At 37.3% G+C, this 17346-nt stretch carries 15 protein-coding genes and 1 pseudogene (1 of these 16 running past the window's edge); 13 read left to right on the forward strand and 3 right to left on the reverse strand.

The features are described from left to right. The first annotated feature begins 14 nt into the window (after positions 1-14). The 4 genes from PGC14_RS00585 (at position 15) to PGC14_RS00600 (ending at position 3760) form a co-directional block, all read left to right on the forward strand. Complete coding sequence (locus PGC14_RS00585; RefSeq protein ID WP_271629249.1) at positions 15-1268, forward strand: sensor histidine kinase; 1254 nt, start codon at positions 15-17, stop codon at positions 1266-1268. 148 nt (positions 1269-1416) lie between these two features. Beyond that, the gene (locus PGC14_RS00590; RefSeq protein WP_271629250.1) at positions 1417-2523 is read left to right on the forward strand and encodes a Gfo/Idh/MocA family protein; all 1107 of its coding nucleotides are present in this window, start codon (positions 1417-1419) and stop codon (positions 2521-2523) included. Positions 2524-2669: 146 nt separating this feature from the next. After that, positions 2670-3239: a nucleoside recognition domain-containing protein gene (locus PGC14_RS00595; RefSeq protein ID WP_271629251.1), complete on the forward strand. Its 570-nt coding sequence runs from the start codon at positions 2670-2672 to the stop codon at positions 3237-3239. Next, positions 3236-3760: a spore maturation protein gene (locus PGC14_RS00600; RefSeq protein WP_271629252.1), complete on the forward strand. Its 525-nt coding sequence runs from the start codon at positions 3236-3238 to the stop codon at positions 3758-3760. Before PGC14_RS00595 ends, PGC14_RS00600 begins: the two co-directional genes overlap by 4 nt. Positions 3761-3800: 40 nt before the next feature. Here PGC14_RS00600 and PGC14_RS00605 read toward each other — a convergent pair whose 3' ends face one another. From PGC14_RS00605 to PGC14_RS00615, 3 genes are read right to left on the reverse strand one after another with little or no spacing between them, the layout of a single operon-like run. After that, complete coding sequence (locus tag PGC14_RS00605; RefSeq protein ID WP_271629253.1) at positions 3801-4442, reverse strand: cobalamin B12-binding domain-containing protein; 642 nt, start codon at positions 4440-4442, stop codon at positions 3801-3803. A gap of 19 nt (positions 4443-4461) precedes the next feature. Then, positions 4462-7452, reverse strand: coding sequence for an alpha-L-rhamnosidase (locus tag PGC14_RS00610; protein WP_271629254.1), 2991 nt, complete (start codon positions 7450-7452; stop codon positions 4462-4464). Positions 7453-7484: 32 nt separating this feature from the next. Beyond that, positions 7485-8126 (reverse strand): class II aldolase/adducin family protein, encoded by a 642-nt coding sequence (locus PGC14_RS00615; RefSeq protein ID WP_271629255.1) that lies wholly within the window; start codon positions 8124-8126, stop codon positions 7485-7487. A gap of 239 nt (positions 8127-8365) precedes the next feature. Here PGC14_RS00615 and PGC14_RS00620 point away from each other — a divergent pair, with 239 nt between their 5' ends. The 9 genes and pseudogenes from PGC14_RS00620 to PGC14_RS00660 form a co-directional block, all read left to right on the forward strand. Further along, a complete protein-coding gene (locus PGC14_RS00620; RefSeq protein ID WP_307742495.1) occupies positions 8366-10096 on the forward strand; it encodes a glycoside hydrolase family 13 protein in 1731 nt (576 codons plus the stop codon). 108 nt (positions 10097-10204) lie between these two features. After that, positions 10205-11113: a carbohydrate ABC transporter permease gene (locus PGC14_RS00625; RefSeq protein WP_011916020.1), complete on the forward strand. Its 909-nt coding sequence runs from the start codon at positions 10205-10207 to the stop codon at positions 11111-11113. Next, positions 11113-11982, forward strand: coding sequence for a sugar ABC transporter permease (locus PGC14_RS00630; protein WP_011916021.1), 870 nt, complete (start codon positions 11113-11115; stop codon positions 11980-11982). The genes PGC14_RS00625 and PGC14_RS00630 overlap by 1 nt, the downstream gene beginning before the upstream one ends. Before the next feature lie 53 nt (positions 11983-12035). Continuing rightward, positions 12036-13658 (forward strand): alpha-glucan family phosphorylase, encoded by a 1623-nt coding sequence (gene glgP, locus PGC14_RS00635; RefSeq protein WP_271629257.1) that lies wholly within the window; start codon positions 12036-12038, stop codon positions 13656-13658. Between the two features lie 6 nt (positions 13659-13664). Next, positions 13665-14687 (forward strand): LacI family DNA-binding transcriptional regulator, encoded by a 1023-nt coding sequence (locus tag PGC14_RS00640; protein ID WP_011916023.1) that lies wholly within the window; start codon positions 13665-13667, stop codon positions 14685-14687. Positions 14688-14829: 142 nt separating this feature from the next. Continuing rightward, positions 14830-16035 carry a maltose ABC transporter substrate-binding protein gene (locus PGC14_RS00645; protein ID WP_271629258.1) on the forward strand — a complete coding sequence of 402 codons (1206 nt, stop codon included), beginning with the start codon at positions 14830-14832 and terminating at the stop codon, positions 16033-16035. 219 nt (positions 16036-16254) lie between these two features. Further along, on the forward strand, positions 16255-16422 hold the full coding sequence (locus tag PGC14_RS00650) for a hypothetical protein (RefSeq protein WP_271629259.1): 168 nt from the start codon (positions 16255-16257) through the stop codon (positions 16420-16422). Positions 16423-16484: 62 nt separating this feature from the next. After that, a pseudogene (locus PGC14_RS00655) lies at positions 16485-16769 on the forward strand (IS607 family transposase); the annotation flags it as partial. Next, positions 16717-17346 carry the 5' portion of an RNA-guided endonuclease InsQ/TnpB family protein gene (locus PGC14_RS00660; protein WP_039763642.1) on the forward strand. It continues 570 nt past the right edge of the window, so 630 of the gene's 1200 nt are visible here — the first part of the coding sequence; its start codon is at positions 16717-16719; its stop codon lies off the right edge, out of view. The pseudogene PGC14_RS00655 and the gene PGC14_RS00660, both read left to right, overlap by 53 nt.

Consider the following 17346-nt stretch of genomic DNA (forward strand, 5'->3'; position numbering starts at 1 on the left):
GATGTTAAAACAAGATGAAACTTTTTACTAAAATAGCTCTAAACTTTATAGGGATAATAGTTTTTCTAATTTTGAGTATATATATTTCTAATATGCTCTACCTGAAGTACTTTTTAGAGGATATGATAATAGATGACTTGAAAAAACTTTCCCAAGATGCGCTTGAAGACAACTTGGAAGGCGATTTGTCCGCAGTGAAAATACTTGTTTTACAAGGAAATGCGATTGTCCTTGAAAAAGGTGGATTGGATATCCCCTATCACATGATTATGCCTGTATTCAATTCAAGTGGAGTTTATGTGTTTTCTCATCCACACTTTAAAATGGAGTATATTGCATACGTGCTAAAAAAAGGGGGGTTAACTTCTGTTGTAATAACTATAAAACCATATTATGGATATGCTTTGAACATAATATCAAAGAATTTGATTAAAATTAGCATCGTATTTATTTTCATTGGACTATTAGTGTCACTTTTGATTTCACGACATATTTCAAGACGCATAATAAAGATTTCAGTAGCTACGCAAAAGATTGCTAAAGGGGAAGACTTTGAACTTAAAGACAACTCAACAGATGAAGTTGGAGACCTTGCAAGGTCCATCAATAGCCTCAAAAATTCACTAAGGCTCCTTGAGAAGGTGAGACGTGAGTTTGTTGCTAATTTTGTACATGATTTGAAAACACCTATTGCTGTTATAAAGGGCTATTGTGAAAGCACGAAATATTTGGATATTGATGATAAAGAAAAGATTAAACAGAATATGGATGGAATTGAAAAACAATGTGATTACATGCAAAACCTAATTTCTAATATGGTTGAGCTTTCAAAGATTTCAGCAGGGATAATTGAGAAAAAGATAGAAGAAGTTGATATTAATTTAGTAATCAAGCAATCATGTGAACAACTCAAGAAGCTTGCCGAGATTGAAGATGTTGAGATTATTATCAAAAGCTTAAATTCCCCAAAGATAAAAACTGACTTAAATTCATTTAGAAGAATAATAAACAACCTTCTGCAAAATGCAATTGAAAATACAAAGGATAAAAAAGTGTATATTGAGGCTCAGAAGGAATATGTAGATATCTACAATAAGACAGACCTCAGAGAAGAGGAACTCATTTTTCTATTTGAAAGATACAAATCAAGCAGAAAAGGTTTTGGGCTGGGGCTGTCTATTGTGAAAGAACTCTGCAAGATTTTGGATATAAAACTTGAGACGTTTATAGAGGATGGGTATATTCATTTTAGAATTTATATAAAATAAAGAAAACCAAAGACGTTTGAATTTTGATAAAATTTACAGCTGTGCAAATTTTCTTTATCCTGGGGGCTAATGAATTTTTACAATTAAGGAAGTTGATTTATGTTATAATGAATCAAGTAAATTTTTAAAGGTAGAAGGAGATGAAAAGATGGAGAAAATAAGAGTTGCAGTGCTTGGCTGTGGCAACATTGCGCCAGTTTATCTTAAAAATCTCAAAAGGTTTGGAATATTTGACATTGTTGCGTGCGCAGATATAGACTTGGAAAGAGCAAAGAGCATAGCCTCAGAGTTTTCTGTGCCACGGGTGTTAGAGCCTGATAAAGTCTATGACCTTGATGTGGATATAATTGTGAACCTCACCCCGCCTCAGCACCACTATGAAATAAACAAAAAGGTTTTGGAAAGTGGAAAGCATCTTTACACCGAAAAACCTCTTTGCTCAACGCTTAAAGAAGCAAAAGAAATTCTGGAGTTAGCAGAAAAGAAAAAACTTAAAGTTGGATGTGCACCTGATACATTTCTTGGTGCGAACATTCAGACGGCAAAAAAGCTTATCCAAGATGGATGGATAGGGAAACCATTTGCAGCAAACTGCTTTATAATGTATGGTGGGCCAGAAAAGTGGCATCCAAATCCACATTTTATATTCAAGAAGTTTATGGGACCTTTGTTTGATGTAGGACCGTACTGCTTTACTGCACTTGTGTTCTTACTTGGTTCTGTCAAAAAGGTATCTGCAATGGGCAAGATTACTTACAAAGAAAGGCTTATAATATCTGAGCCACATAAGGGCGAAAAGATTGTAGTTGAAATGCCAACATATGTAACAGCAAAAGTTTTGTTTGAAGATGACATAATCGGAAGTGTAACTGTCTCTTACGATGTGCCGGCAACAAACCTACGCGGGATTGAAATATATGGTGAAGAAGGCACATTAATTGTTCCAGACCCAAACTTCTTTGACTATGGCAGAGTGCTTTTGAAAAGACATGATGATAATGGGTTTAAAGAAGTGCCTGTGATAAACCCATTCAATTACGACAATTTAAGGGGTTTAGGAATCCTTGACATGGCGCTTGCAATCAAGTTGCAGACACCACTTAGGGCATCCGGAAGTTTAGCCTTCCATGTTTTAGAAACTCTTTATGCAGTATATACTTCTTTGCAGGAAGAAAGGTTTGTGGATGTAAAAAGCAAAGCACCTGATGTGCCTCTTTTGGATATGAAGCTTTTGAGAGAGGTTTTGTATATATAAATAATTGATAATAAAAAAAAAGCGCCTTGCATGTAGAAAAAACTCAAAACATTTTGAAACGGCAGGGTGCTTTTTTATTTTATAAAAATATAACCAGCGAATATACTTTATAATGAAGCTTTTTTAAAGAAAGAAGAGAAAGACTTTTGAATGCCTTTTGGCTTTTTATGATTTTATTTTCAATCTTAGTTCAGGTAATTAACGGTGATATTAACAAAATAACCACCATCTTGTTTTCTGCGCCTAAAACTGCTTTGCAGATATTTGTAACAATAGCATGTTCTATAATACTCTGGTCAGGTTTTTTGAGACTTGTTCAAGACTCAGGCTTAATTAAAATATTAGAAAGATTTTTAAAGCCGATTTTGACTCTTCTTTTTAAAACAAAAAATGAAGAGGCATTTAAGTGGATGTCAACAAATATTATTGCAAACCTTCTTGGACTTGGAAATGCTGCAACACCAGCAGGAATTAAAGCAATGGAAGAGCTTTCAAAAGAAAATAGCAAAGACCTTGCATCAAGCGACATGATTTTGTTTGTGATATTAAACACATGCTCAATCCAGCTTATCCCAACAACAATGATTATACTAAGGCATGAGTATGGGTCTGAAAATCCAACAGTTGTAGTTTTTCCAATACTGTTTGTGTCACTGGTTGGACTTTTCTTTGGAGTAATTTTCTGCAAAGTAATCTCAAGGGTGCTGAGAAGATGACAAAAATAATTTCTGATATTATAATAACCTCATTTATTGTATTTGTACTAATTTTTTCTCTTTTTAGATCCAATGACAGTTTTAGTAGCTTTGTTGAAGGTGTGAAGGATGGTATTAAAATTTCAATAAAAATATTTCCAAATGTCTTTGCACTAATTTTAGCTGTTGAACTTTTCATAAAGACAGGTGCTGTAGACATATTCAAAACTTTTTTAGGCCCTATTTTAAACAAACTTGGGATATTTCAAGAGTCGCTTGGGCTTATCATGATAAAGCCGTTTTCAGGAAGTGCATCTTATGTAGTTTTGAAAGACATATTTGAAAAATTTGGACCAGATTCACAGATAGGAATATATTCTTCAATTATCTGTGCATCAACCGAAACCCTTTTTTATGTAATAACAACTTACCTTGCATGTACTCAGGTAAAAAAAACAAGATATTTAATTCCGGTGGCAATTGCTGTAGACTTTATAGTCTTACTTGTGGCAGCGTTTTTGGTTAAAAATAGCTTAAAGTAAAAAAGGCTGAAGTAGGAAAAACTTCAGCCTTTCATTTATTTTACGCAGCACCCTGGACAAATTTTTTCGCAAGCTCGGCAGCAGATGCCGCGTCAGGTGCATACCCGTCAGCACCAATGCTTTTTGCAAAGCTCTCTGTCACAGGCGCACCACCAACTATCACCTTTACTTTGTCGCGCAGACCCTGTTCTTGCAGTTTTTCAATTGTTGCTTTCATGTTTGGCATGGTTGTTGTAAGCAAGGCTGACATTGCAACAATCTGTGGACTATGGTTTTTTACAGCCTCACAGAACTTTTCGGGTGCAACATCCACTCCAAGGTCGATTACCTCAAGCCCTGCACCTGTCATCATCATAGCAACCAAGTTCTTGCCAATATCGTGCAAATCGCCTTTTACAGTGCCAAGCACAACCTTGCCGATTGGCTTTACACCTGTCTCTGTGAGGATTGGTTTTAGTACTTCCAGCGCAGCTTTCATTGCACGTGCTGCAATCAGCACCTCTGGTACGTAAATCTCATTGTTTTTGAACTTCTCACCAACAACCGACATTGCCTGAATGAGCGCATCGTTTAAGATTGTCTCAGCAGAAATTCCGGAATATAAAGCTTCTTTTACCTTTTCGGGTGCAAGCTTTGCATTTCCTTTTTGGATAAGCTGTGATATTTCGTTTAAAATTTCCATTTTTAGACCGGCCCCCTTTTTAAACATTGGATGTTAATATACTATAACTTCCAAGGCCAAATGGCAAGAGCATATAGCGTGATGTGAAATTTTCAAAGTCAATAAAACTCTGTGGACGTCTGTACAGTTCATCAAACACGTCTGCTTTGTGATTTGCTTCTATGAGATTAAAAAGTGTGTTTGTTAAAACTATCTCAAGCTCATTTTTGCCCTCAATTACATACTCTGTTATGTCAGCTAAAAACGGCTGGGAAAAGAGAGTGGTTGCTTTCTTGCCGTTTACAAACACTTTGGCAATTGATGCGCTGACGTTATTTAGCTTTATATAAACTCTTTTTGAACTTTCTTTTGTAATCTCAAAAGAGCTTTTCAAGCTCATAGAGCCAACATAAAAAGGATACCCGTCTTTTGTTATATCAAAATGACAAGGTTTTTTAGGCTCAGTTAGAATAAACCTTGTCTCATCAACGCAAATGAGAGAAAAGCTTCCAACAAGATAAATAGCTTCTACCTCAGTCGGTCTGTGGTTTTTGGGGTCTTTTACCCTCTCATGGCAGCCTGGGGCTGTAATATTGTTTGACTTTCTGCCACTTATCACAATCTCGTTTTTCCCTTGTTTGACAAAAGATGTAATATCAATCTTGCCAATATTAACATCCAAAAAGTTCTGGTCGGGCGAAAAGCTTTCACTTTTTCTTTCAAATTTGACAGGCTGACCGTTCACAAGGATTCTGTCAAGATTCTCTGCACACTCGATTGCCACAAAAAGTTTTGACGGCACTTTTTCAACCTCAAAATAGTATGTGACTTTGAAAGGTGTTCCTTCCGGGAGATTGTAAAAATGATTGTGCCAAACTTGGGCACAATAACAATCTTCAAACACTACCTTTCGGTCAACCTCATATTTTATTCTGTCAAGCAAAAGTACATTGTAGTTTTTAAGCTCTATGTCAAACTCACAGCTGCCTGTTTTGTATTCGAAATTATTGTCAAATACAACGCCCGAGGCGACATTTTTTGTGTTCTGTGAAAGCTCCTTGTTAGATACCAAAAGACACAAACTTGATGCAGGATACATTGTTGCATCAATCAATACATAACCATTTTCTCTTCTCAATGTTGGAATCTTGAACACACCAAAGTCTATAAGGTCTGCGACAAAAACATTTTTGTCAGTAGGAATTTTTATTGTAATTTCTGCTTCTCTTTGAAGGTCTGTGTTTGCCAAAAATATTATTCTGTTTCCATCATCAAGTTTTCTGCTCTGAAGTATGATTTTTTTGGCGTTCTGACCTGTCTTTTTATCAATCACTTCAATATAGTTTGAAACCTCTTCTTTTAAGATGTTAACAAGTTCATTCAAATCGGCAGCACTTATAAATTTCTCTTTTAAAGGGATTTCACACTTTCTGCCGTCTATCATGCAAAGTTCAAATCTTGAAAACATGAAATCTTTAAGTGCAACTACCTTGCCACCGGCATTTATAAAGTCTTGCAAAAGCTTGAGTGTTGTGTTCCTCAAGTTTGTAAGAGGTGGCAGCACAACCACTTTGTAGCTATAATTACCAACCTTAATTTTGCCATTTTCAACCTGTACGTACTTTGATAGGATTATCTCATCGCCAAAGTGAAAGTCAATCTTGTTTGCTATAAGCTCTTTTACCGTCTTATCAAGCAGAATATCCAGCTTGTCCACGCTATCATCAAACTTAGAATACTCTGCCCAGGCAGATGATATCGGGTGGAGAACAAGCACATCAACATCTCTTTTTCCAAGCCCTGCTATGTACGAAATCCTTGCAAGATAGTCTGCAAAGAACTTTTCGTCCTCCCACCATGGCTGCTGGTAAAAAAGGTTTGGTGGATAGTCTCTTTTTCTCTCGCCTCTCATGGAATACAGGCTAAGATGTGGGTTTATGTATGTTATGCCAAGCACTGCCTGCCAGTCTGATATCCATTTTCTATGAAGAAAACTCACATGTTGACCTGTTGTTCCAAATGTTTCACACAGCACACCTTTTTTGCCAAGCTGCTCTGCAACCGATGATACCTGTTTCATTGTAACTGTTTGTTCTAAATGTCTTGCAAGCTTATCAACTCCAGGAAGCTGCATATACTCGTAATGGGGCATTGCAGCGCCTATCCATTCAATCTGGCCACGCATTGTATCTTCTGCCATGTAATGCCCTGTCATCATGATACCATTTTCTTCGCACCACTTTGCATAAGGAATGGTAAAGTTTTCTATAAACATCTCAAGCGCAACATCAAAAAAGTCAAATCTGACTTTGTGGTAATTGCCCACATTGAAGAAGAGCTCCTCAAAATGCTCTTTTATATCATATCCTTTTTTCTGCAAGAACCTTTCTGGAAGCTTTTCTGTCCATGGCAATGTAGGGATATCTTTGTAGTGGGCTCTTAAATATGTTGGCTCATCAGTAAATATTCCCGGCATTGCATCGCCAAAATACTCTTGGCAATATTTTTTGTATCTTTCATGCGTGAGATTTATAAACTCCTGAGTTACTTCTTTTGAAAGAAGGTCGACATAGCAGCTTCCATTGAACCACTTGTCACCAAGCTTCATTGTGCGCTTTGCAACAATGTACTTTTCGCCTCCATGAACAAATCCAAATAAAACCTCATCCTCTTGTTCTACCTGGTCCTCTTTCAAAAGTACTAAAAACTTGTGCCTGTATGAAGGGTTTTTAAGAGCCACAGCACCCCCTGCAAACCCAGACGGCCATTTGTCTTCATCATAAAGCCATGCAAGCATGTTTAGCTTTTTTGCATGTTCTATACATTTTTTGACAAGACTTAGCCACTCTTCAGACAGATATTCTGTTACAAGCCCAACCCTTGAGTGCATGAAAAAACCGCCATAACCTTTTTGGTGCATTTCGGTTATCTGGCGCAAAAGCTCTTCCTCTTTTAAATTGTCATTCCAGCTCCAGAAAGGTGCGCACCTGTAAAAATTATCTGGGTTTTTGAGTTTTTCTAAATCAAGCATTTTTCTAATCTCCTTCTCTATTTGTTTTGTATTCACTTGATCTTTCTCAAGCTCAAGACCTTTTGAATCTCCTCAGGGCTCAGAATTTGCGGTGTGCCTATCTGGCTTGATAGAAATAAAATCTTTGCCCAGAACTCAACAATCTCAAGCTTGTAAAATGCCATCTCCAAGTCCTTGTCGTATGTCAAAACGCCATGGTTTGAAAGAAGCACAGCATCGTAGTCTTTTACATAAGGTGCGATTGACTGTGGGACTTCAAATGTTGAAGGTGTTGCAAACGGCGCAACAGGGATATACCCGCCAAAGATAAAAACTGACTCTGCTAAAATTGGCTTGTCAAGAGGTTTTCTTAACACTGCAAATGTTGTTGCATAAGGTGAGTGTGCATGAACACAGGCACCTATGTCCTCTCTTTCTTGATAAACTTTGAGGTGCATCTTTATCTCAGACGACGGCTTGTAATCGGTCTTTTCAAGAATTTTGCCTTCCATATCAATTAGAACAAGCATGTCTTCACTCAAAAAACCTTTTGATACCCCAGAGGGTGTTGTAATAATTTTATCCTTGTCAATTCTCACAGAGATGTTTCCGTCAGGTCCGCTAATATATCCTCTTTCGTACATAATTCTGCCAATTCTGCATATCTGCGACTTGACGCTTCTTATATCCTGCATTTTTTTCCACCTTTCTTTTAAAATGTATTATCGTAATATTGTGGTGTTTTGATTTTTTGTTATATTTTATTTTACAATTATTTGATTGATTTGAAAATATCCAAATTTGACATTTTAAAAACTTTATAAGTACCTACAAAACAAATTTATGCAAACATTTGCATTATAGATAGAAAAGTGATAAAATAAATTTCAATGTTGTATTTCAAAAAAAATATTTCAGAAGGAGAGTGCAAAGTTTGCAGGTTATTCACAATCAAGTTCATGACATTTTTGCTCTGAGCAAAAACAGGTTCTATGTAAAACTGTGGGTACAAAGAGGTTTTGCAAAAAACGTCACTTTGATATTCTCAGATAGGTATGATTTGGATGTACAGAAAGTGAAGATGGACTTTTACATGAATGTGGGAAACTTTGAGGTGTATACGGCGCAGGTGCAAAACAAAACGCCAAGGTTTGCATACAAGTTTTTGATTGAGCTTTTAGATGGAAGTTTTAAAGTATTTAACCAGTTTGGACTTTTAGATACCGAGGAAAACCTATATTTTGATGCTTTCCAGTTTCCTTATGCAAATGAGGCAGATATGTTTGAAAAACCTTCTTTTACAGAGGGTTTGGTTGTCTATGAGATATTTCCTGACAGGTTCAAAAGAGGCAAAAAGGAAGTGCACAGCAAGAAACTATTTGATTGGGATTACTGCAGTTGGGATGTACCAGGCTCTGAAGTTTTTCTTGGTGGTGATTTTGCAGGCATAAAAGAAAAAATAGAGTATTTTAAAGCTCTTGGGATAAATGCCATTTATCTTACACCAATTTTTAAATCACTATCGAGCCACCGCTACAACGTGGACGACTACTTTGATGTTGACCCGCTTTTGGGTACAAAAGAGGAGTTCAAAGAACTTGTTGACAGTCTTCACGAAAATGGCATTCGAATAATACTTGACATGGTTTTTAACCACACAGGCGTCGGATTTTTTGCTTTTCAGGATGTTATAAAAAATGGAGAAAATTCAAAGTATTACAGCTGGTATAATATAAAGTCTTTACCTGTAGATATCCAAAAAGGAAACTATGAGACTTTTGCAACAAATGTAAAAAGCATGCCAAGAATAAATACTTCAAACAAAGAGGTTCAGGACTTCTTTTTGGAGGTTTTAAAGTACTGGCTTTTGGAGTTTGATGTTGACGGCTTTAGGTTTGACGTTGCAAACGAGCTTGACAAAAACTTTATAAGAAGGATAAGAAATGAGCTCAAATCAATAAAAAAAGACATTCTTTTAATTGGCGAGGTTATGCACAGAAGCGAAAATTTCCTTATGGGAGACATGTTTGACGGTGTTATGAACTACTTTTCGTGGGAGGTTTTTGCAAGGTATTTGATGGGTAAATATAATGCAGAGGATGCATCAAGGATTTTGGCAGACTACAGACTAAAATTTAATCCTGTACTTTTTTCATGCCAGCTAAACCTCATTGGCAGCCACGACACAGAAAGGGTTTTGACAAGACTTGGAAACAGAAAACTTGCAATGCTTGCTCAAGTATACAACCTTACTTATCAGGGAATTCCTATGATTTACTATGGCGATGAGATTGGAATGGAAGGCGGTCATGACCCTGACTGCAGAAGGGGGATGATATGGGAAGAAGAAAAGCAGGACAAGGAGATTTTTAAGTTTTACAGAAGATTGATTGATTTCAAAAAAACATCTTCAGCATTAAACAGTGACTATGTTAAAGAGTTTTCAATTGGTGACATTCTTTGCCTTGAACGAAAAAGTGAAACTGAAACTGTGTACATTCTTTTTAATCCACGCAAAGCTTTGCAAAAAATAAGGTTGTGGTCAGAGTTTATTGTTAACAGAGAGATTGAATTTTTCACCACGCAGCAGAAAATTAAAAACTATTCATACTATATTGAACTTGAACTGAATCCCGAGAGTTTCGAAATTGTAGTTGTTAAATAAACCCTTATAGAAAAGACTAAAAAAATGTTGACACGCAAGCAAGAGGATTGTATAATATTTTCGAGAGCAAACGATTGCACATATTATTTTAAAGGAGGAAAAAAGATTATGAAAAAGCGCGAGCCAATAGGTTATGTATATCTTGCGCCAGCTTTGATATCCATGGCAGTGCTGTCTTTCTTCCCAATTGCTATGACAGTTTATTATGCATTTACAAATTTTAATCTCAACCACATGGAAGACTACAAGTTTGTGGGATTTAAAAACTTTGTTGATATCATAACAGGACCTTTCAAAGAAGTGTTTGCGCCAACATTTGCATGGACATTTACATTTGCACTTATTACAGTTCTTATCAATTTTGCAGTGGGGCTTTTGCTTGCTGTGCTTCTTAACAACAAGTTTATGAAAGAGACAAATATTTACAGGTCAATTTTAATAATCCCATGGGCCATCCCAGGAACAATTGCTTCTTTGGCATGGCAGGGGCTTTTGAACGAAGAGTACGGAGCTATAAATATGCTTTTAAAAACTTTCCGCCTTAATCCAATACCTTGGATGACAGACCCGTTCTGGGCAAAGATAAGCATATTTATTGTTAATCTGTGGCTTTCATACCCGTTTATGATGAATGCGTCACTTGGTGCTCTTCAGTCAATTCCACCAGAACTTTACGAGGTTGCCGAGATAGACGGAGCTGGCTGGTTTACGAAGCTTTTTAAAATTACAATACCTATGATTGTACCAACAGCACTTCCAATTTTGATTTCATCGTTTGCATATGCTTTCAACAACTTCAACGTCGTGTACCTTGTTACAGGTGGTGGACCTGCAAGGCTTGACACTCAGTTTGCAGGGCATACAGACCTTCTTGTCTCAACAACATACAAGCTTACAATGCAGTTTTACAGGTACGACCTTGCCTCTGCAATGTCAATCATAATCTTCTTTATTGTTGGAACAATTTCACTTATCAACATGAAACTGACAAGAGCATTTGAGGGTGGTGAAAGATAATGGTTGGAAGAGAGTATATGACAAAGCAGGATGCTATTGCCTTGTGGATATCAAGAGTGATTATTTGGATTGCGATAATACTTTCACTGCTTCCTACATGGTTTATAATAGTTGCGTCACTGTCAAAAGGTGGGGCGTTCTTCCAGTCATCGTTTTTCCCAAAAGAGATTACGTTTGAGAACTATATAGAACTTTTCAGGAAAAAGAGCAGTCCATCACAGACACTGCCTGACTTTGTGATGTGGGTCAAAAACAGTTTGATTGTATGTTTTGGAGTTGCATTTTTACAGATTTTCATGACAGCTCCCGCAGCATATGCATTTTCAAGGATAAACTTTGTTGGGAGGAGAAACGGACTCAAAACACTTTTAATTCTGCAGATGTTTCCAACATTCATGGCAATGCCTGCGATTTATGGTCTTTTGGCAAAGTTCAATCTTCTTGACAATCTTTTTGCACTCATTCTGGTACTGGCAGGTGGTTCTGCTTTCAACATCTGGCTTTTGAAAGGCAACATGGACCAGATACCGTACGAGATTGATGAGGCAGCAATAATTGACGGTGCAGGACATTTTCTGATTTTCAGAAAGATTATTCTACCACTTACTGCACCAATGCTTGCTGTGATGTTCATCTGGAGCTTTAACGGTGTGTTCAACGAGTTTTTGCTCTCAAGCTTAGTTTTACAGTCGCCAGAGAATGCAACTGTGCCAATTGGACTTAGAAACTTTATAAACAACCAGTTTTCAGCTAACTGGCCAATGTTCTCAGCAGCATCAATATTAGCGTCACTGCCAATTGTGATTATATACATGGCGCTCCAAAAACAGATTCAAAGCGGTCTTGCAGCAGGTGCTGTCAAGGGTTAATTTGCAATTTGGTCTCACCACAAAAAATCTTTTACAAAGGAGGATTAGATAGAATGAAGAAACTTCCTACAGTTGCGTATTTTAGCATGGAGTTCGGTCTTGATTCTAACTTCAAAATCTATGCAGGTGGACTTGGTATTCTGGCAGGTGACTATTTAAAGGCAGCAAAGGATTTAGGATATCCTGTTGTAGGTGTTGGAATACTATGGAAACAAGGGTACAACAAACAGATTGTTACAGAGGAATATGGTGTGATTGACGCTTTTCCAATCTACAGGTACAACTTTTTAAAGGACACAGGCGTGAAGGTAAAGGTAAGAATAAGAAACAGAGATGTATACTGCAAAGTATGGAAGGTTGATAATTTTGAAAACGCAGACCTTTATCTTCTTGACACTGACCTTCCTGAAAATGCAGACAGGTGGATTACAGGACAGCTGTATGGCTGGTTTGGTGAAGAAAGAGTTGCCCAAGAGATGGTTTTGGGAGTTGGCGGTGTGAGAGCTTTAAAAGAGCTTGGTATCAAGGTTGATGTGTATCATTTCAACGAAGGTCATGCTGTATTTGCTGGGCTTGAGCTTGTGAGATATTACATGGAGGAAGAAGGTCTTTCATTTGAACAGGCACTATCTAAAGCAAGAGAAAAGATTGTGTTTACAACACATACACCTGTTGAGGCAGGAAATGAAACACATCCTTTAAGACTTCTTATGTACATGGGAGCAAACTTGAACTTAACTGAAGAGCAGCTTGTTCATATTGGCGGTGCTCCTTTTAATATGACAGTTGCAGCGCTAAGACTTGCTCGCATTTCAAATGCTGTGTCTGACCTGCACAGAATTACAGCAAATGCTATGTGGGCTCAGGTTGATAGAAGAAGCAGAATAATTGGTATCACAAACGGTGTTCATGTTGGAACATGGGCTGACAGAAGAATATTAGAATCAAAACACAATCCTGAAAAGCTTTGGCAGACACATACTCAAATAAAACGTGAACTTTTGGATTTTGTTGAAAAAAGGACGGGTATTAAATTAAGAGAGGATGTTTTAACAATAGGGTTTGCAAGAAGGGCAGCACCGTATAAGCGAAGCGACCTCATTTTCCGAGACAAAGAAGCGGCTGACAAGATGTTCAAAAACGATCTTCAAATAATCTTTGCAGGCAAAAGCCACCCACTTGATGACACAGGAAAAGAGATTGTCAACAACATCATTGCAATGTCCAAAAAGTATCCCGGCAAGGTTGTGTTCTTGGAAGACTATGACATGGAAATTGGCAAGATGCTAACCCGCGGATGCGATATTTGGCTGAACAACCCACGAAGACCTTTAGAAGCGTGTGGAACCTCGGGAATGAAGGCTGCAATGAACGGTGTTTTGAACGTCTCAACCTTAGATGGATGGTGGCCTGAGGCGTGCCAGCACGGAATTAATGGGTGGCAGATTGGCGATGGGTTTGAGTCAAAAGACGAAAAAGAGCAAGATAGTCACGACCTTAAGAGTTTAGTTAATGTCATGCAAAACGAGGTAATACCAACGTACTACAAAAACAGAGACAGATGGGTAAAGATGATGCAAAACAGCATAGAATCTACACTTGAAAAGTTCTCTGCAGAGAGGATGGTAAAGGAGTACTACGAGAAGATGTACATTCAAAAATCCCACGAGGATTGATAGGTGATGGCAACAATAAAAGAGATAGCAAAAGAAGCCAATGTTTCACCATCAACTGTTTCACGGGTTCTTGCTGGCAGCAGCAAAATCAGCCCTGAGACAACCAAGCGGGTTCTTGAAGCAATAAAAAAGCTTGGTTATGTTCCAAACGCAAATGCAAAGGGGCTGGTTGTAAAAAAATCTTTCACGGTTGGTGTATTTGTGCCGCGAGAACCCGAGAATGCCTTTTTAAATTCTTTTTTTGACCAGGTGATAACAAGCATATGCGCTTTAGTAAATAGCTTTGAGTATGATATTCTGCTTGCAATCTCAAACCCTGAAAAGGAAAGAGAACTTTTGAAAAGACTTGTTGAGAGTAAAAAGGTTGACGGATTTGTGCTCCTTTCATCAAGGGAAAAGGATCCTGCTATTGAGTATTTAAAGAGCATTGACTTTAAGTTTGTAGTGATTGGAAGACCGAGTGGTTTTGAAAACAGTGTAAACTGGGTGGACAATGACAATGTCAAAGCAGGGTTTGAGGCAACCGAGTATCTAATAAAGTTGGGACACAGGAAAATTGCATTCATGGGTGGACCGAGTGATTTAGTGGTAACAAGCGACAGGTTTTCTGGCTACAAAAGGGCTCTTGAGAAATATGGCATACAGCCAAAAAGTTCATATATAAAATTTGCAAACTATTACAGAAAAAGCTATAGGGAAAGTGCGTATGAGATTTTAAATCAAGAAGACAGGCCCACCGCCATCGTGTGCATGGACGATTTAATTGCCGTTGAGGTTTTTAAAGTAGCTGAAAGTCTCAATCTTAAAGTAGGAAAAGACCTTTCAGTGATTTCTTTCAACAACTCAAATGTAAGTGAAATATGTCAGCCACCTCTTACCACAGTTGACATCAACATTCTTCACCTTGGCAGGCTTGCTGCAGAGGTACTGATGATGGATTTAAGCGAGTCAACAAAGACGTATAGAAGAATAATTGTACCACATCAGATTGTTGAAAGAAGTTCGTGCAGCAAAGTTCAAGTGTTATAATGATTGCATGAGAGAAAAGTTAATTTTATTAATGAAGACAAAAATTTTTCTTTCTCTTGACTTTTTTTAGAGAGAAATGTATAATGTTATTATCAAACGTTTGCATATTGAATAAACAGATTTAAGGGAGGTTGTTTTGATTATGAAAAATTCAAAGAAAATCTTAACTGTAGCATTAATAATTGCTTTTGCGCTTGTGGCACTGATACCACTAACCGGAGGATTTGCTACATCCAAAAAGCAGCTTACTGTATGGTCGCATCTTACTCAGGATGAGGTAAAAGCTTTGCAACCAATTGCAAACAAGTGGGGAAAAGCAAATGGATATACTGTAAAAGTCATCACTGACCAAGGTTCATTCCAGAGCTTTCAGACAGCTGCAATGAGTGGAAAAGGCCCAGACATCATGTTTGGTCTTCCACATGACAATCTCGGCGCTTTCTGGAAAGCAAAGCTTTTAGAAGCAGTCCCAGCAAATCTTGTTGACAAGAAAAACTTTGTATCAACTGCGCTTGAAGCATGTTCATTTGAAGGGAAACTCTATGCTCTTCCAATTGCTATGGAGACATATGCGCTTTTCTACAATACATCAAAGGTAAAACAAGCTCCGAAGACAATGAGCCAGCTCATCACGTTGGCTAAAAAAGTTGGATTCATGTACGATGTTAATAACTTCTATTTCAGCTTTGCGTTCATCGCTCAAAACGGCGGATATGTATTCAAGAACAAGGGTGGTTCGCTTGATCCAAATGATATAGGACTTGCAACAAATGGTGCAATAAAAGGACTTTCATTGATAAGAGATTTTGTTTTGACATACAAGTTCATGCCAAAGGACATCAAGGGTGATATTGCAAAAGGTAACTTCCAGAACCAGAAGATTGCATTTTACATCAGCGGTCCATGGGATGTTCAAGACTTTATAAAGGCAAAAGTGCCATTTGCAGTTGCACCACTACCAAAGACAGATGATGGAAAACCAACACCATCGTTTGTTGGTGTTCAGGCAGCATTTGTTTCAGCAAAGTCCAAAAACAAAGATGCAGCTTTTAAGCTTTTGAAATATCTTGTTGAAAATTCGGCTCTAACCCTCTTTAAAGTTGGTCACAGAATACCTGTTTTGAACAAAGTGCTTGCAAGCAGCGAGGTCAAGTCGAACAAAATCATGAGCGCATTTGCAGAGCAAGCAAAAGTGGGAATACCTATGCCAAACATTCCAGAGATGTCTGCTGTTTGGACACCAGCTGGCAATGCACTCTCACTTATCACAACAGGCAAGGCAACACCAAAGCAGGCAGCAGATGCTATGGTAAAACAGATCAAGCAGGGTATTGCTCAGATGCAATAAAATGTGTGTAGGGCGTTGAAAATTAAATAACTTAAAAGTTGAGAAAGGGCAGCAGGAAAATTCTGCTGCCCTTTTTGTTTATCGTAAAAAAGTTCATCTTTACGAGATAGAATTCTATCAAATCCAAATATAATGTGTGATATAATAAAAGCAAAATAAAAACAACATTAACAAACAGAATAAATATAAAGGACTTGCTTGAAAAAGGGGGAAAAACTAATGGAGGGTTCAATTAAAAATAAGTTCCCATCAGGCAAATTGACAAATAGAGAAAGGTTTAGAAGAGTTATGCATTATCAAAACGTAGATAGAATACCAAATTTTGAGTTGGCTATTGGAACGAAACACTTCCAACCTGGCATTCTCAAGGCCTTCCAAAGGATATAGACAATGAAGAGAAAGCGTATAGTAACAAAGAATAATAAGAAACTATACAAGGTTTTTAATAAAGAGTTGTTATAGCCTATAAAGACAGGTTAAGCAGAGTAGGATTTGAGATATTTGAGCATTTATTTAGAAAATTTAACACTGAAATAGTTATTGTATCTGGAGTTGGGGACGAAAAGCTTGATTCTCAAGAAATAATTGAAGAAATTGTAAGTTTGCTACACTGTTACAGTATGAAATTTTACAGCAAAAGAAAAGTTCAAAAGATAAAACAACTTTTAGAAAGAGAGGTGTTTGAAGATAATAGTCAAGAGAGTGGAGAGAATACAGATAAAAAGAAATCATGAATTGTGGAGGTATTGTGATGAAATATGCTTTGCAGCGAAAAACTTATACAATTATGCCAACTACATCACAAGACAGGAGTTTATAAAAAACAACAAATGGGTAAGATACAAAGAGCTCAATAGAATATTAAAAGAACATGAGACTTATAAAAACCTGCCTGCCCAGACAGCCCAGCAGACTCTAAGACTTTTAGATAGGAATTGGAAGTCATTTTTTAGAGCAATGGAAGAGTGGAGAAGAGATAGTAGTAAATTTAATGGCAGACCCAAGTTACCAAAATATAAGAAGAAAGATGGAAAAGCTATTTCTGTATTTACAAATCAACAGTGCAAAATTAAAGATGGATATTTAACTTTTCCCAAAACAGATTTGAGGCTTAAGACAAGGGTAGCAGGAAACTTAAGAGAAGTCAGGATAATTCCAAAAGGATGTGTATATGTTGTTGAGATAGTCTATGAAAAGGAGATAGCAGAGATAAAAAGGCTGCCAAAAAGAATAGCAGGAATAGATTTAGGACTTAATAACTTTGTAACTTTGGTAAATAACATAGGCATAAAGCCTATTGTTATTAATGGC

Origin of the sequence: Caldicellulosiruptor sp. DIB 104C (assembly GCF_028198085.1) — a bacterium.
GTDB lineage: Bacteria > Bacillota > Thermoanaerobacteria > Caldicellulosiruptorales > Caldicellulosiruptoraceae > Caldicellulosiruptor > Caldicellulosiruptor saccharolyticus.

Bases quoted from the DNA above. Each gene is read 5' to 3' on its own strand.
- PGC14_RS00585 (WP_271629249.1), top strand. From the start codon at position 15: ATGAAACTTTTTACTAAAATAGCTCTAAACTTTATAGGGATAATAGTT.
- PGC14_RS00590 (WP_271629250.1), top strand. From the start codon at position 1,417: ATGGAGAAAATAAGAGTTGCAGTGCTTGGCTGTGGCAACATTGCGCCA.
- PGC14_RS00600 (WP_271629252.1), top strand. From the start codon at position 3,236: ATGACAAAAATAATTTCTGATATTATAATAACCTCATTTATTGTATTT.
- PGC14_RS00605 (WP_271629253.1), bottom strand. From the start codon at position 4,442: ATGGAAATTTTAAACGAAATATCACAGCTTATCCAAAAAGGAAATGCA.
- PGC14_RS00610 (WP_271629254.1), bottom strand. From the start codon at position 7,452: ATGCTTGATTTAGAAAAACTCAAAAACCCAGATAATTTTTACAGGTGC.
- PGC14_RS00615 (WP_271629255.1), bottom strand. From the start codon at position 8,126: ATGCAGGATATAAGAAGCGTCAAGTCGCAGATATGCAGAATTGGCAGA.
- PGC14_RS00625 (WP_011916020.1), top strand. From the start codon at position 10,205: ATGAAAAAGCGCGAGCCAATAGGTTATGTATATCTTGCGCCAGCTTTG.
- PGC14_RS00630 (WP_011916021.1), top strand. From the start codon at position 11,113: ATGGTTGGAAGAGAGTATATGACAAAGCAGGATGCTATTGCCTTGTGG.
- glgP (WP_271629257.1), top strand. From the start codon at position 12,036: ATGAAGAAACTTCCTACAGTTGCGTATTTTAGCATGGAGTTCGGTCTT.
- PGC14_RS00640 (WP_011916023.1), top strand. From the start codon at position 13,665: ATGGCAACAATAAAAGAGATAGCAAAAGAAGCCAATGTTTCACCATCA.
- PGC14_RS00645 (WP_271629258.1), top strand. From the start codon at position 14,830: ATGAAAAATTCAAAGAAAATCTTAACTGTAGCATTAATAATTGCTTTT.
- PGC14_RS00650 (WP_271629259.1), top strand. From the start codon at position 16,255: ATGGAGGGTTCAATTAAAAATAAGTTCCCATCAGGCAAATTGACAAAT.